Below are 14,433 nucleotides of genomic sequence, written 5' to 3' on the forward strand. Positions count from 1 at the left end.
ATAGGCCGGGCGGGCGGAATTATACATGGCAAGCCTTGCTGCCGAAGGCCGCAATCGCGAAAGGTTGTAAGAGCATTTGAGGAAAGATGACCGAGATCAAGAGTACCACTGCTCTGCCCCAGGCCAGCGCTCCACGCCAGGCCGCAGCGGCCAGCGAGCTAGCCCTGAAGCTGCTGCAACCCATGCAGGGGCTGCTCGCAGCGGGTGAGCAGGCCGAAGCGGAGATAGTCGGCATCAGGGAGGCCGCACAGGCATTCCGCCTGGTACTGCGGTTGACCATGACCGGTGGGCGCCAGGCCACGGTGGAGGTCAGCAGCAACAAGGCCCCGTCGCTGGGCACCGCCTACGTCATCACGGCGCTGTCGGACAGCCGCTTGCTGGCCTCGCAACAGGCAACCGGACGCCAGCCCGCATCGGTACTCGATCTTCAGCAATTGCCGGTCGGCAGCGTGATCCAGGGCCGGGTAGTCGCCACCAGCCAGCATCAGCTGGATGACGGACAGAAGCTCTTCAAGGCGGTGGTCAGCCTGCTCAACTCCCCGCTGTCCGGGCAAAAGCTGAACATCGAATCGGCTAGCCCGCTCGCGCTCGGCAGCCTGCTTACGGCCCAGGTCAAAGGCAGCCAGGCCCTCACTTTTGTTCCGCTGAGCGGCCGGCTCGATCAGTTGCATCTTGGCGAGCAGCTTGGTGCGCAACAGAATCGTCAGGCATCACTGGAGGGGCTGCTCAAGGCCTTGCAGGGCAACTCTGGCACGCTACCCGCAGGTCTGCGGGGTGCCGCCGAGAAGTTGCTCGGCCAGATTCCCGAGATGCAGCAGTTGGCAGATGCCAAGCTGCTGGCCGCAGCGCTGGCCAGGAGCGGCGTTTTTCTCGAGGCAAGGCTGCTGGCCGGACAGACCGAGGCGCTGCAGGGCGATCTCAAGGCTGCGCTGCTGCGTTTGCTGGCACAGATGCCGAATCTTCCAGGCAGCACGCCGCTGGCCAGCGCACAGGCTGGCAGTGCGATGGGCCAGGTCTTGCCTGCCTTCGCGCGCCAGGCCCTGGGAGCGCTGGCGCAGAGCAGTACGCGCCAGCTCGCGACCGGTTTCCCGTTGCCCAGCAAGCTGCCGCCAGGCATGGACGAAGAAGCCGATCTGGAGCTGCTGCTCAAACTCGCCGCCGCGGCGGTATCGAGGCTGCAGACTCACCAGTTGTCCAGTCTGGCGCAGACGCAGGTCGGGCCGGACGGCGCATTGCTCACCACTTGGCAGCTGGAATTGCCGATGCGAGACGGGCGCGATTTCGTGCCGCTGCAGATCAAGCTACAGCGCGAGGACTCGCCGCAAAGGCAGGAAAAGGAACGCGGCGAGGCCCTGTGGAAAATCGAGCTGGCATTCGATGTCGCCCCTCTGGGACCGCTGCAGGTGCAGGCGCAACTGATGCACGGAACGCTGTCGAGTCAGCTATGGGCCGAACGCAGCGCCACCGCCCGGCTGATCTCCACGGAACTGGCACACCTGCGCGATCGCCTGCAAGCCGCAGGGCTCAGCGTAGGTGAGCTCGTCTGCCGACAGGGTTTACCGCCGCAGGGCCCGAGCACCAAACTCGAACAACGCTTCGTGGACGAAACAGCATGACCGACAGACAACCACGCCAGGCCATTGCCCTCAGCTACGACGGCGTCAATGCGCCGAGCCTGAGTGCCAAGGGCGATGATGAGCTGGCCGAAGCCATTCTCGCGATCGCCCGAGAGCACGAAGTGCCGATCTACGAGAACGCAGACCTGGTGAAACTGCTCGCACGGCTGGAGCTGGGAGACGAAATACCAGAAGCTCTTTATCGCACCATTGCCGAAATCATCGCCTTCGCCTGGTATCTCAAGGGCAAGTGCCCGCCGGGCTTCCGCGAATCGGGCAGCGATTCGCCGTCTCCATTGCTACCGCAACTCAGTGGGCCTGCGCATTGAGCGTGACAACTGGACGATCCCTGCCGCTCACCTGCGGCAGATCGTGCAACTGCCAGGCGAAATAGCCGGCTCGGAAATAGAACACTCGCTGATAACCCCAAGCCACTGCCAGACGCGCTGCTTCGGCACTGCGCGGACAGATCTCGCTGTCGCAATAGACCATCAGAGGCAGATCACGCGGCCACTCGGCCCCGGCCAGGTCGACGAAATCACCGGTCAGGTCGAAGTGCACCGCATCCTCGACATGCCCCCACAACCATTCGCGGTCCGTACGTACGTCAATGAATACCGCGCCCAACTCGTGCAGCCGCTTGGCCTGGAAGACATTGACGGTCAGTGCACCGTCGACGCTCTCCGGTGCCTCGCCAGCGCGAGCTCCAAGCGACACCACAAGCAGCAGAAAAACGAGTATGCACCGCATCATCGCCCTCCTCGTCCCGAAAGCGGAACTGGACCCCTGGCCAAGCCAGGCCGATACGGGTTGGAATACGGCGCTTACAGGAGGTTCCAGTCTTATCGACGGGAACCTGAGGCAATATTGCGAAACTCAGGGCTTCTGCCGCGCCTGATGCAACTTGCTCATCAGCTCGGCCTCGGACTGCGAAAGGCCGCAGGACTGGGTAAGATCATCGACGCTGGCACCCATGCCAACCAGCTTGGCGGCCTGGGAGAAAGAAAAGTTATTGGGGTCACGCAGTTCCAGCTGACTGAGTTTGTCCGGCAGCGGCGCGACGACCCGCCCCAACTCACGCAACTCGTCCCCCATGCGCATGTTGCCTTCCAAATAGGCATCCAGGCGATTGCTCAGGTCCTTGACTCGCTTGTCTCGACTCGCGTCACGCTGGCGCTGCTGCTCAGCCAACAACCGCTGTCGCTTGAGCAGCCACAGGCAGAAAGCCAGCAGCCCCAGACAGCAGATTGCCAGCGCAACCAGCGATGCGACCAGCGACGCGATCAGCATGTATCAGATGCTCTCAAGCTCAGCCCATTCTTCTTCGCTCATCATCTTGTCGAGTTCGACCAGAATCAGCAGCTCGCCGTTCTTGTTGCAAACGCCCTGGATGAACTTGGCCGACTCGTCATTGCCGACGTTGGGCGCCGTTTCGATCTCGGACTGACGAAGGTAAACCACCTCGGCCACGCTATCGACCATGATTCCGATGACTTGCCGATCCGCTTCGATGATCACGATACGGGTGTTGTCCGACACCGGAGCGGGCTCCAGGCCGAAACGCTGGCGGGTGTCGATCACCGTGACCACATTGCCACGCAGATTGATGATGCCCAGCACATAGCTCGGCGCGCCGGGAACCGGCGCGATCTCGGTATAGCGCAACACCTCCTGAACCTGCATCACATTGATGCCATACGTCTCGTTATCCAGACGGAAGGTTACCCATTGCAGAACAGGATCTTCGGAACCCTGTGCAGACGTCATCTTCATAGCCCCACCTTCTTCAGTTACCGCAATGGCGGTCGATTCATTCGCCGCGCCGCGCAAACAGGCGCGAGCGCCATTTCATTACGTTCGGCGCACCCGGGATTGCGCCGCACCTTGCATCCGCTTGGCCGCGCCGCTGGCGATCAACTCGGCCAGGGCCGTGACATCGACCAGCGCGCACATGTGCTCGATCACCGTACCCGCCAGCCATGGACGCTGACTGCGTTGGGTGCGCCACTTGACCTCGCTCGGATCGAGCCGGATCGAGCGGCTAACCTGATGCACGGCCAGCCCCCACTCGTAACCCTGCACCGAAATCACATACTGCAGCCCTTCGCGGAAGTCGTCACGATAGCGCTCAGGCATTACCCAGCGCGCGGTATCCAGCACCTTCAGATTGCCCGCGTGGCTCGGCAGTATGCCAAGAAACCAGTCAGGCTGGCCGAACAGCGGGGTAAGCTCCTGACCGGCGAGCGGGTGGATCGAGCCCAGGCAGACCAGCGGAACCGCGAGCGTCAGGCCGGCGACATCGAACAGCAGACACTCGAAGGGCTCGTCTGCCCAGCTCGGCTGCCCGGAACCATGCGTCGCGGCGGGCTCATCCAGCGGCTGCGCCGCCACGTGCAGGTCGGCGACCGGTTCGAACACCGCGATCGGTGCTGGTGCGACATCGGCTACGACGACCGTCGGCTGAACGACTTCCAATCGCGGCGCCAGGCGCTGCCGGGAATCGCGTAACTGCTCCTCGAGTACCGCAGCCTGGAATTCATCCTGACTGACCGAGTCCGCCAGCTCGATGGCAGCATCCTGCAACAGCCCGTCGAGATAGGACTGCAGCGCCTGCTGGGATCGGGTTTCTGTAAGGACGGTGCGACTCATGGAACGAACTCATAAGAGAATCTGAACAGGCTATCGGCTGCAAATACGACAAACTTGAGCCGCCGGGGGCCGAGCGGCAGTGCCTTTTCAGGCCACCTGCGACGACGACTGCAACGTCAACAAATGCTTCAGCAGGGCGCGATAGGCAAGCACGGCGCGGCTGGCCGGATCGAACTGCGAGGGCGTCAGCCCGGCCCGGCTGGCATCGCGCAGACGGGTATCGACCGGGATGAAAGCAGGCCAGAGCGTATCGGCATAACCCGCGCGCAGCACTTTCAGGGTATTCATGGAAGCTTGGGTCCGGCGATCGAACAGAGTCGGCACGATGGTGTAGGGCAGCGCCTGCTTGCGTGAACGGTTGATCATCGACAGAGTGCCAACCATGCGCTCCAGCCCCTTCATCGCCAGAAACTCGGTCTGCACGGGGATCACCAACTGCTGACTGGCGGCCAGCGCATTGACCATCAGCACACCCAACAGCGGCGGACTGTCGATGATGGCGTAGTCGAAATCCTGCCAAAGCTGCGACAGGCTCTTGGCAATCACCAGGCCCAGGCCATTCTGTCCCGGCGACTGCCGCTCCAGGGTGGCCAGCACCGTGCTCGACGGCATCAGCGAGATGCGTTCATGGCTGGTGGCTAGCAGGAGCTGCCAGGGCAGCCCTTCAGGCACCGAGCCCTGGTGCTGGAACAGGTCGAAAACGCTGTGCTCCAGGTTGTCCGGGTCCTGACCGAAATAACTGGTCATCGAGCCGTGTGGATCCAGATCCAGCACCACGACTCGCTTGCCGGAATCGGCCAGCAAGCCCGCCAGTGCGATCGACGTGGTGGTCTTGCCCACCCCACCCTTTTGATTGGCTACAGCCCAGACTCTCATTGATTTCCACCCGGCGAAGCTGACCGGCGTTGCCCGCCGGTAATGGCGGAGCGACGGTGTTTTGACGACTGCACCCTCAGGCGCTCACATGGAAGCTGATGGTGCAGATTGTGTGCCAGCCCGACGCAGCGCTTCGTTCGGCCTGGCATTGTTGCTACCCACACCGGTGACGCTGCGGCGCACGTCGAGATTGCGCGAAACCACGAGAATCACCCGCCGATTGCGGGCCCGTCCTTCGGCAGTCGAATTATCCGCTATCGGCTGAAACTCTCCGTACCCTACCGCCGCGAGTCTGGAGGGTTGCACGCCCTGTGCGGCGAGCATCCGCACCACGCTGCCGGCCCTCGCAGCGGACAGTTCCCAGTTGGTGGGGAACTGGTCCGTGCTGATCGGCAGATTGTCGGTGAAGCCCTCGACATGGATGGGGTTGTCGAAGGGCGCGAGAATTGCCGCGACCTTGTCGATCAACTGGAACGCCTGATCGTTAGGCAGCGCATCGCCGCTGGGAAACAGCAGGCTGGAGTTGAGTTCGATCTCGATCCACAGCTCATTGCCGCGAATCGTCAGTTGCTCGTTGGCGATCAGCTCGCCGAAGGTATCCCGCATGCTCTGGGCAATGCGCTCCAGCGGATCGAGAGTCGGAGCCCCGGCCGACAGCGCCGGGCTGGAAAGGTCCGCGACCTCCGAGACATCGGCCTCTGTGGTCCGCGGTCGTTCCTCGCCGATAGGGATGGGCTTGACCGAGCGATCGGCCTGATTGAATACGCCGACCAGAGAGTCGGACAGAATCTTGTACTTGCCTTCGTTGATCGAGGAGATCGAATACATCACGACGAAAAAAGCGAACAGCAGCGTAATGAAGTCGGCGTATGACACCAGCCAACGCTCGTGATTTTCGTGCTCTTCCGGCGGTCTGCGTCTGGCCATGGCCGTCAGTCCATGAAGCCTTGCAGCTTCATCTCGATAGACCGCGGATTCTCGCCCTCGGCGATGGATAGTACCCCCTCCAGCAGCATCTCGCGGTAGGCGGTCTGCCGCTGGACGACGCTCTTGAGCTTGTTGCCGACCGGCAACACCAGCAGGTTGGCGAAGGCAACGCCGTAGATGGTCGCGACGAACGCCACGGCGATACCGCTGCCCAGCTGATTGGGGTCGGCCAGATTGCCCATCACGTGGATCAGGCCCATCACCGCACCGATGATGCCGATGGTCGGAGAATAGCCGCCCATGCTCTCGTACACCCTGGCAGCGCGGAGATCACGGCTCTCCTGAGTGTAGAGGTCAACCTCGAGAATGCTGCGGATCACTTCCGGCTCGGCGCCATCGACCAGCAACTGCAGCCCCTTGCGTGCATAGGGATCGGACTCCGTTTCTGCGACCGGTTCGAGGCCGAGCAGTCCCTCCTTGCGCGCAGTGTTGCTCCAGGTCGTGACCATCAGGATGCCACGAGCCAGATCGATGCGCGGCGGAAAGAAGATCCAGCGACCAATGCTCATCGCCCGCATGAATACGGCAATGGGGGTCTGCAGCAGCACCGCACCCATGGTGCCGCCAAGCACGATCAGCGCCGCCGGGCCATTGACCAGCGCCGAAACATGGCCGCCCTCGAGAAAGTTGCCCCCGACGATGGCAACGAACGCCAGCACCAGCCCGATGAGGCTGAGTACGTCCATCAGTTATGCGCCTTCATCAGATGCAGGCCTCGGCCAGATTGCGGCCGATGTCATCCAGTCCGTAAACGGCATCACTGAGATTGGCCTTGACCACCGCCATCGGCATACCGTAAATCACACAGCTGGCTTCATCCTGCGCCCAGACCTGGCTGCCGTTCTGCTTGAGCAGGCGAGCTCCCTCACGGCCGTCGGCGCCCATGCCGGTTAGCACAACCGCCAGTACCTTGTCATGAAATGACTTGGCGGCCGAGCCGAAGGTGACATCGACACACGGCTTGTAGTTGAGGCGATCATCGCCGGGCAGAACCCGCACCGCTCCACGCCCGTCGATCATCATCTGCTTGCCGCCGGGCGCCAGCAACGCCAGGCCGGGACGCAGTACGTCACCATCTTCGGCCTCCTTGACCCGAATGCGACAGAGCTTGTCCAGCCGATCGGCAAAGGCCTTGGTGAAAGCCGCAGGCATGTGCTGAACGAGCACGATGGGCGCCGGAAAGTTGGCCGGCAGCTGGGTCAGTACGCGCTGCAGCGCCACCGGCCCGCCCGTCGAGGTGCCGATGGCCACCAGCTTGTAGGCCTTGCGCTTGGGGGCTGGCGAACGCGCGGGTACAGCCGGCGCCGTTGTCGTAGTGCCGGTTCTGGCAATGGAAGGTGTCGAGGTCGAACCGCGGAGCGAGGCCGGCGGTGCAGCGACGCTGGTGTTGCAAAGCATGCTGTAGCGCCGATTGCTGCGCGAAACGGTATGCACCTTTTCGCAGAGCAGTTGCTTGACCTTGTCGGGATTGCGCGAGATGTCCTCGAAGTTCTTCGGCAGATAATCCACTGCGCCTGCGTCCAGCGCATCGAGCGTTACCCGCGCGCCTTCATGCGTCAGCGAGGAAAACATCAATACCGGGGTCGGACAGCGCTGCATGATCTGACGTACCGCCGTGATGCCGTCCATCATCGGCATCTCGTAGTCCATGGTGATGACATCCGGCTTCAGCGCCAGCACCTGATCGATCGCCTCACGCCCATTGGTAGCGGTGCCGACGACCTGGATATTGGAATCAGAGGAAAGGATTTCCGAAACGCGCCGACGGAAGAAGCCGGAATCGTCGACGACCAGGACCTTGACTGCCATACATCACTCCTAGCGACAGCGCGCCCACTCCAGGGCTGCGCTGCCTGACCGAATCAAATCCTGCGTGCGTACCGCTTGAGCATGCTGGGAACGTCGAGAATCAGAGCGATGCGGCCATCGCCGGTGATGGTCGCGCCGGACATCCCGGGCGTTCCCTGCAGCATCTTGCCCAGCGGCTTGATGACCACCTCTTCCTGACCCACGAGCTGGTCGACGACGAAACCGATGCTCTGGTTGCCAACGCTGAGTATCACCACATGGCCCTCTCGCTGCTCTTCCCGAGCCGCATCGTGGACCAGCCAGCGCTTGAGGTAGAACAGGGGCAGGGCCTTGTCGCGCACGATCACCACTTCCTGCCCATCGACGACGTTGGTACGCGACAGGTCGAGGTGGAAGATCTCGTTGACGTTGACCAGCGGGAACGCGAACGCCTGGTTGCCGAGCATGACCATCAGCGTGGGCATGATCGCCAGGGTAAGCGGAACCTTGATCACGACCTTCGAGCCCTGGCCCTTGGTGGAGAATACGTTGACCGTACCGTTGAGCTGGGAAATCTTGGTCTTGACCACATCCATGCCTACGCCGCGGCCAGATACGTCGGAAATCTCGGTCTTGGTCGAGAAGCCGGGCGCGAAGATCAGGTTGTAGCACTCCAGGTCGCTCAGCCGCTCCGCTGCATCCTTCTCCAGCATTCCTTTTTCGACTGCCTTGGCGCGCAGGATGTCAGCATCCATTCCCTTGCCGTCATCACTGATGATGAGCAGGATATGGTCGCCTTCCTGTTCGGCGGAAAGCACTACACGGCCGGTACGCGCCTTGCCCGCAGCCTCGCGCTCGTCGGGCATTTCGATGCCGTGGTCGACGGCATTGCGCACCAGGTGCACCAGTGGATCGGCCAGTGCCTCGACGAGGTTCTTGTCGAGATCGGTTTCCTCCCCTACCAGCTCCAGGTTGATCTCTTTCTTCAGGCTGCGCGCCAGATCGCGCACCAGCCTCGGGAAACGACCGAATACCTTCTTGATCGGCTGCATACGGGTTTTCATTACCGCGCTCTGCAGATCGGCGGTTACCACGTCGAGGTTGGAAACAGCCTTGGCCATGGCCTCGTCGTCACTGTTGGAACCGAGCCGCACGAGGCGGTTTCGCACCAATACCAGCTCGCCGACCATGTTCATGATTTCGTCCAGGCGCGCAGTGTCGACACGCACCGTGGTTTCGGCCTCGGCCGGAGCCTTTTCAGCCGCAGCTGGCGCGCCCGGTTTGCTCACTGCCGCAGCGGCAGGCTTGGCGACAGGCGGACGCGCCGGCTCGGCTTTGGCCGGCACCGGCCTGGCGGGCTTATCAAGTGGCGCAGGCGCCGCAGGTGGTGCATCGGACGCGACGCTCGCCGGCTCGAACTTGCCCTTGCCATGCAATTGGTCGAGCAGCGCTTCGAATTCATCGTCGGTGATTTCGTCGCTGGCACTCGCGCCCACGGCGTCCGGGGACGGCTCGGCGCCCATCGGCCCGGCGGCTTCGCTGGTCGCCGGTTCGAACTTGCCCTTGCCATGCAATTGGTCAAGCAGCGCCTCGAACTCGGCGTCGGTTATTTCGTCACTGGCCGGCGCTGCGAGGGCGTCGCCTTCATCGGCGGTCGCTGCGCTTGCGGTGCCGGAGAAGTGACCCTTGCCGTGCAACTGATCGAGCAGCGACTCGAATTCTTCATCGGTTATTTCGTCGGGTACCGTGCCCGTGTCAGCGACGCCAGCCGCCGATTCGGCAGTTGGCGGCTCGATGGCTTCGAGCAATTGCTCGAACTCGGCATTGGCGCTATCGGCCGGCGCGTCAGCAGCCACCTGGGGCGCTGCTGCGGGGGGAGCATCTTGGGAGGCCGGCTCCGCCAAGCGTGCCAATGCGGCCAACAGCTCGGGCGAAGCAGGCGTGGGCTCGACACGCTCGCGCACCTGGCTGAACATTTCGTTCACGGCATCGAGCGCCTGCAGAACGACGTCCATCAGCTCGGAATCGACTCGGCGCGCACCCTTGCGCAGGATGTCGAAGACGTTTTCGGCGATATGGCAGCATTCCACCAGCTCGTGAAGCTGAAGGAACCCTGCGCCACCCTTGACGGTATGGAACCCGCGAAAAATCGCATTGAGCAACGCCATATCATCGGGGCTGCTTTCCAGCTCCACGAGTTGCTCGGACAATAGTTCGAGAATCTCGCCGGCCTCTACCAGGAAGTCCTGGAGGATTTCTTCATCGGCGTCGAAGCTCATATTCACTTCCCCTAAAAGCCCAGGCTTGAAAGCAGATCATCGACATCGTCCTGGCCGGAAACGACGTCTTCACGCATATCGGCATGCATCTGCGGACCTTCACCGCTAGAAGGCATTTTTTCTTGTTTTTTCTTTTCCTGCTCGGCGCGCATCGCTTCGCGGTCATGCTGGATACCGGCCACGCGATCGACCTGTCCCGCCATCAGAACGAGATTGAGCAGGTTGCTTTCAAGCTCGGTGATAAGCCGGGTCACCCGCTTGATCACCTGACCGGTCAGGTCCTGGAAGTCCTGAGCGAGCATGATCTCGCTGAGATTCTGTGACAGCTGGCTGCCGTCGTTCATGCTTCGCTGGAGATATTGGTCGATGCGCTTGACCAGGCCGCGGAACTGCTCGGCGTCCATGTCGCGGCGCATGAAGCGCTGCCAATCGGCCGTCAGGCTCTGGGCCTCATAGCTCACGAAATTCACCAAAGGCGCCGACTCTTCCACCAGGTCCATGGTGCGATTGGCCGCTTTTTCGGTCATCTCCACCACATAGGACAGTCGGTCGGTCGCATCAGTGATCGGTGACGGGTCGCCGCCGCCGGCGCAGGTGTCCATCTCGAGCTTGACGATGGCGTTGTGCAGCTCGCGCGTGAGCTTGCCAACTTCCAGGTAGAGCCCGTGATTGCGCGCCTGATTGAGCTCATTGAACATCTGCGCGGCCTCATCGAAGCGGCCCTGCTGCAGGCTTTCAATCAACTGGGGTGCGTGCGCCTTCAGAGTCGCTTCGAACTCTGCCAGGCTTTGGTCTGCTTGCGACATAGTGCCCTCGCGGCGTTGCTGCTTCAGCCGTTGACGCGCTCGAAAATCTTCTCGATCTTTTCCTTGAGCACCTGGGCAGTGAAAGGCTTGACCACATAGCCGTTTACCCCGGCCTGGGCCGCCTCGATGATCTGGTCGCGCTTGGCTTCTGCCGTCACCATCAGCACCGGCAGATGCTTGAGGCGCTCGTCGGCGCGCACGATACGCAGCAGCTCGATGCCGCTCATGCCGGGCATGTTCCAGTCGGTGACGAGGAAGTCGAAGCTGCCGCTCTTGAGCATCGGCAGCGCAGTGGTGCCATCATCCGCCTCGGCGGTATTGGTGAACCCCAGATCACGCAAGAGGTTCTTGATGATTCGTCTCATCGTCGAGAAGTCATCGACGATGAGGATTTTCATGTTCTTGTCCAAGTCGACCTCCGTAAGTCCCAAAATGCCTCAGCAAACCGAGCACGTCATACCGCAAACAATCGTCAATTGGCGCGCCATTCGCCGAGGCGCGCACGCAGGCGCGCAGCACACTGGCTATGCAGCTGGCTCACACGCGACTCGCTGACACCTAGCACCTGACCGATTTCCTTCAAATTCAACTCTTCGTCGTAATACAACGACAGCACCAGCTTTTCACGCTCCGGCAGATTGGCGATCGCGTCCGTCAGCGCCTGCTGGAAGCGCTCGTCCGCCAGGTCGCGAAAGGGCTCGGGATGCGTGCTGGCCGCATCTTCCTGAAGTTCGCCGTGCTCACTCTCCTGCAGCAGATCATCGAAGCTGAACAGCCGACTGCCAAGGGTATCGCCGAGAATGCCGTAATACTCGTCGAGGCTAAGCTTAAGTTCGGCCGCGACCTCATGATCTTTAGCGTCGCGACCGGTTTTCGCCTCGATGGCCCGAATGGCCTCGCTGACCATCCGCGAGTTGCGATGCACCGAGCGTGGCGCCCAGTCCCCCTTGCGCACTTCGTCGAGCATGGTGCCGCGAATGCGGATACCGGCGTAGGTTTCGAAGCTGGCACCCTTGCCCGCATCATACTTTTTTGCCGCTTCCAGCAGCCCGATCATTCCAGCCTGTATCAGATCGTCGACCTGCACACTGGCGGGCAGGCGCGCCAGCAAGTGGTAAGCGATTCGCTTGACCAGAGGGGCATACTGATCGATCAGGCGGTACTGAGCATCCTTTGCCTGAGCCTTGCTGTAATACATAGCGGATCCGGCGACTGTCATTCGTGGCGTTCTGAAGCAGGGCTGATAAGACGCTCAACGAAGAATTCGAGATGGCCACGCGGCGTCGCGGGCAACGGCCAGGTATCGATCTTCTGCGCGATGGCCTTGAAGGCCAGCGCGCATTTCGAGCGCGGATAGGCTTCATAGACTGCTCGCTGTTTCTGTACCGCCTTGCGCACAGTTTCATCGTAAGGCACGGCACCGACATATTGCAGCGCCACGTCGAGAAAGCGCTCGGTGACCTTGGTCAGCTTGGCGAACAGGTTGCGGCCTTCCTGCGGCGCATGGGCCATGTTGGCCAGGACACGAAAGCGATTGATGCCATAGTCGCGATTGAGCAGCTTGATCAACGCATAGGCGTCGGTGATGGACGTGGGTTCATCGGTGACCACCAGCAGCACTTCCTGTGCGGCGCGCACGAAGCTGACCACCGAATCGCCAATACCGGCAGCGGTATCAATGATCAGCACATCGAGCTCGTCGCCCAGATCGCTGAATGCCTGGATCAGGCCGGCGTGCTGCAGGGAGGAAAGCTGCACCATGCTCTGCGCACCGGATGCTGCAGGCACGATGCGGATGCCGCCTGGCCCCTGGATCAGAACGTCGCTCAGATCGCAGTCACCGGAAATCACGTCAGCCAGGGTCCGTTTGCTGGTCAATCCCAGCAATACATCGACATTGGCCAAGCCCAGATCGGCATCGAGCAGCACCACGCGCCGACCGAGATCGGCCAGTGCCAGCGCCAGATTGACCGACACGTTGGTCTTGCCGACGCCACCTTTGCCGCCGGTCACCGCAATAACCTGTACGGGATGCATACCCATGTTCACACGCCTATATCTTACTAGGGCCATACGGCCGGCGATGCGCCCGCATGGCACGCATCTGATTCATTCTGGTACCGCTCTTGCCTGGTCAGCCAGCCCGCCGTGACGACCCGTCGTACAACCCGGCGAACATATCGGCCATGGTTTCCTCATTCGGTTCCTCGCCGGATTGCAGGCTCACCGCGCGACTGACCAGCTGATGACTGCGAGGCAGGTGCAGGTCGTCCGGGATGCTCGGCCCATCCGCAAGATAGGCTATCGGCAGATGCTGGCTGATCGTGAGCCCGAGCACATCACCGAGGCTGCCAGCCTCGTCCAGCTTGGTCAGGATACAGCCCGCCAGGCTGCAACGGCGGTAGTTGTGCCACGCCGCCTTGAGCACCTGGCTCTGGCTGGTTGCCGCCAGAACCAGATAATTCTTCGATTTCACGCCACGATCGGACAAGGCTTCCAACTGCATGCGCAGGGTCGGATCACTGGCAGGCAGCCCTGCCGTGTCGATCAGGATCACACGCTTGCGAGCCAGCGGCGCCAGCGTCTTGCTGAGTGGCTGACTCGGATCGATCTGCACCACCGGCACATCGAGGATACGACCCAGGGTCTTGAGCTGCTCCTGCGCGCCGATCCGATAGTTGTCCATGCTCGCCAGGGCGATGCTCTGCGCGCCGTACTTCAGCACGTAGCGAGCGGCGAGCTTGGCCAGCGTCGTGGTCTTGCCGACTCCGGCAGGCCCGACCAGGGCGATCACGCCCCCCTCTTCCAGCGGCTCCTGCTTGCCGACCTTGATCGCCTGCGCCAGGTACGCCAGCACCATGCGCCAGGCCTGCCGCGGGTCGTTGATGGTAGCGACCTTCTCCAGCAGGCTGCGCGACAACTCGACCGGCAAACCAAGACGCTGCAGCCGACGCCAGAGACTGGCCTGCTGCGGACGACGGCTCTGCTCCTGCCCCCAGGCGATCGAACCGAGCTGCACTTCGATCAGCTCGCGCAGACCATGCAGCTCGGTGTACATCGCTTCTATCGCACGGGAGTCGACGGCAGCGGATGGCGCAGCTAGCGTCTCAGGCTGCATCTTGGCGGCGGCGGGTTCCGGCTTCTCGTCAAGCACTTGACGATCCTGCATCTTCGCCCGCGGCGCGGCGCTCAGTTCAGCGTGCGCGCTGGCGAGACGCGACTGAGTCTTGCGCAGCTCAGCTTCAAGAGCAGGGTTGGGCTTGTTCGCCGCCGGAGCGGACTGCATCGGATAGTCGAGTACGGCGGTCAACTCGACGCCACCGGCGACCCGGCGATTGCCGATGATCACGGCATCGGCGCCCAGCTCGTCGCGCACCATTTTCATGGCGATGCGCATATCGGCGGCGAAGAAACGTTTGACCTGCATGGCCT

Annotated in this window: 16 protein-coding genes; 2 read left to right on the forward strand and 14 right to left on the reverse strand. The window is 62.1% G+C overall.

Features of this window, described 5'->3' with window-relative positions:
• The first annotated feature begins 86 nt into the window (after positions 1-86).
• A complete protein-coding gene (locus B597_RS25135) occupies positions 87-1,616 on the forward strand; it encodes a flagellar hook-length control protein FliK (protein ID WP_003296571.1) in 1,530 nt (509 codons plus the stop codon).
• Positions 1,613-1,945, forward strand: a complete 333-nt coding sequence (locus B597_RS25140) for an EscU/YscU/HrcU family type III secretion system export apparatus switch protein (RefSeq protein ID WP_003296572.1) — start codon at positions 1,613-1,615, stop codon at positions 1,943-1,945. The genes B597_RS25135 and B597_RS25140 overlap by 4 nt, the downstream gene beginning before the upstream one ends.
• Here B597_RS25140 and B597_RS25145 read toward each other — a convergent pair.
• The 14 genes from B597_RS25145 to flhF form a co-directional block, all read right to left on the reverse strand.
• Complete coding sequence (locus B597_RS25145) at positions 1,926-2,366, reverse strand: rhodanese-like domain-containing protein (protein WP_003296574.1); 441 nt, start codon at positions 2,364-2,366, stop codon at positions 1,926-1,928. The two genes, B597_RS25140 and B597_RS25145, sit on opposite strands and share 20 nt — an antisense overlap.
• 126 nt (positions 2,367-2,492) lie before the next feature.
• Positions 2,493-2,906, reverse strand: coding sequence for a DUF2802 domain-containing protein (locus B597_RS25150; protein WP_003296575.1), 414 nt, complete (start codon positions 2,904-2,906; stop codon positions 2,493-2,495).
• A gap of 3 nt (positions 2,907-2,909) precedes the next feature.
• The gene (locus B597_RS25155) at positions 2,910-3,389 is read right to left on the reverse strand and encodes a chemotaxis protein CheW (protein ID WP_003296576.1); all 480 of its coding nucleotides are present in this window, start codon (positions 3,387-3,389) and stop codon (positions 2,910-2,912) included.
• A gap of 78 nt (positions 3,390-3,467) precedes the next feature.
• Positions 3,468-4,265 carry a CheW domain-containing protein gene (locus tag B597_RS25160; RefSeq protein WP_003296578.1) on the reverse strand — a complete coding sequence of 266 codons (798 nt, stop codon included), beginning with the start codon at positions 4,263-4,265 and terminating at the stop codon, positions 3,468-3,470.
• A gap of 87 nt (positions 4,266-4,352) precedes the next feature.
• Positions 4,353-5,141, reverse strand: a complete 789-nt coding sequence (locus tag B597_RS25165; RefSeq protein WP_003296580.1) for a ParA family protein — start codon at positions 5,139-5,141, stop codon at positions 4,353-4,355.
• An 84-nt stretch (positions 5,142-5,225) separates the two neighbouring features.
• Positions 5,226-6,068 carry a flagellar motor protein MotD gene (gene motD / locus B597_RS25170; protein ID WP_003296581.1) on the reverse strand — a complete coding sequence of 281 codons (843 nt, stop codon included), beginning with the start codon at positions 6,066-6,068 and terminating at the stop codon, positions 5,226-5,228.
• A 5-nt stretch (positions 6,069-6,073) separates the two neighbouring features.
• Positions 6,074-6,814, reverse strand: a complete 741-nt coding sequence (locus B597_RS25175; RefSeq protein ID WP_003296582.1) for a flagellar motor protein — start codon at positions 6,812-6,814, stop codon at positions 6,074-6,076.
• Positions 6,815-6,830: 16 nt separating this feature from the next.
• Positions 6,831-7,937, reverse strand: a complete 1,107-nt coding sequence (locus B597_RS25180) for a protein-glutamate methylesterase/protein-glutamine glutaminase (RefSeq protein ID WP_003296583.1) — start codon at positions 7,935-7,937, stop codon at positions 6,831-6,833.
• A 53-nt stretch (positions 7,938-7,990) separates the two neighbouring features.
• Positions 7,991-10,195 (reverse strand): chemotaxis protein CheA, encoded by a 2,205-nt coding sequence (locus B597_RS25185; RefSeq protein ID WP_003296584.1) that lies wholly within the window; start codon positions 10,193-10,195, stop codon positions 7,991-7,993.
• Between the two features lie 11 nt (positions 10,196-10,206).
• Positions 10,207-11,001, reverse strand: coding sequence for a protein phosphatase CheZ (locus B597_RS25190; RefSeq protein ID WP_024161585.1), 795 nt, complete (start codon positions 10,999-11,001; stop codon positions 10,207-10,209).
• A 23-nt stretch (positions 11,002-11,024) separates the two neighbouring features.
• On the reverse strand, positions 11,025-11,399 hold the full coding sequence (locus B597_RS25195) for a chemotaxis response regulator CheY (protein ID WP_192939375.1): 375 nt from the start codon (positions 11,397-11,399) through the stop codon (positions 11,025-11,027).
• A 74-nt stretch (positions 11,400-11,473) separates the two neighbouring features.
• Positions 11,474-12,199: an RNA polymerase sigma factor FliA gene (fliA, locus tag B597_RS25200; RefSeq protein WP_003296586.1), complete on the reverse strand. Its 726-nt coding sequence runs from the start codon at positions 12,197-12,199 to the stop codon at positions 11,474-11,476.
• 17 nt (positions 12,200-12,216) lie between these two features.
• Entirely contained in the window at positions 12,217-13,044 is an 828-nt protein-coding gene (fleN, locus tag B597_RS25205) for a flagellar synthesis regulator FleN (protein ID WP_003296587.1), read from the reverse strand.
• 91 nt (positions 13,045-13,135) lie between these two features.
• On the reverse strand, positions 13,136-14,428 hold the full coding sequence (gene flhF / locus B597_RS25210; protein WP_003296588.1) for a flagellar biosynthesis GTPase FlhF: 1,293 nt from the start codon (positions 14,426-14,428) through the stop codon (positions 13,136-13,138).
• Positions 14,429-14,433: the final 5 nt, after the last annotated feature.

Origin of the sequence: Stutzerimonas stutzeri KOS6, assembly GCF_000307775.2 — a bacterium.
Classification (GTDB): Bacteria; Pseudomonadota; Gammaproteobacteria; order Pseudomonadales; family Pseudomonadaceae; genus Stutzerimonas; species Stutzerimonas stutzeri_B.